Origin of the sequence: Neoaquamicrobium sediminum, assembly GCF_040970315.1 — a bacterium.
GTDB lineage: Bacteria > Pseudomonadota > Alphaproteobacteria > Rhizobiales > Rhizobiaceae > Aerobium > Aerobium sediminum.
This window is the reverse complement of the sequence record NZ_JAZHFV010000044.1, coordinates 1-201: the sequence shown is the minus strand read 5'-3', so window position 1 is coordinate 201 and position 201 is coordinate 1. Positions and strand designations below refer to the sequence as shown.

Sequence of the window (201 nt, the reverse complement as noted above, 5' to 3'; positions counted from 1 at the left end):
TTTTCTGCGTGGCGCAGGGAGGGAATAGGGATCTACACCGTGGAATTATATCTGAAGGTTCGCGTGGCTTGCGACGGAGGCATGAGCCAGCGCGAGGCAGTAAGGCATTTCGGCATCTCGCGCGACACGGTTCGCAAGATGATGGCGTATTCGGTTCCGCCGGGCTATCGGCGGCAGGCTCCGGTTCGGCGTCCGAAGCTG

1 protein-coding gene is annotated in these 201 nt (G+C 60.7%); it reads left to right on the top strand.

The window, feature by feature from the left end; all coding sequences use genetic code 11:
- Positions 1–39: 39 nt before the first annotated feature.
- Positions 40–201 (top strand): helix-turn-helix domain-containing protein (locus V1479_RS26200; RefSeq protein WP_438620945.1); only part of this gene is annotated, 162 nt, incomplete at its 3' end.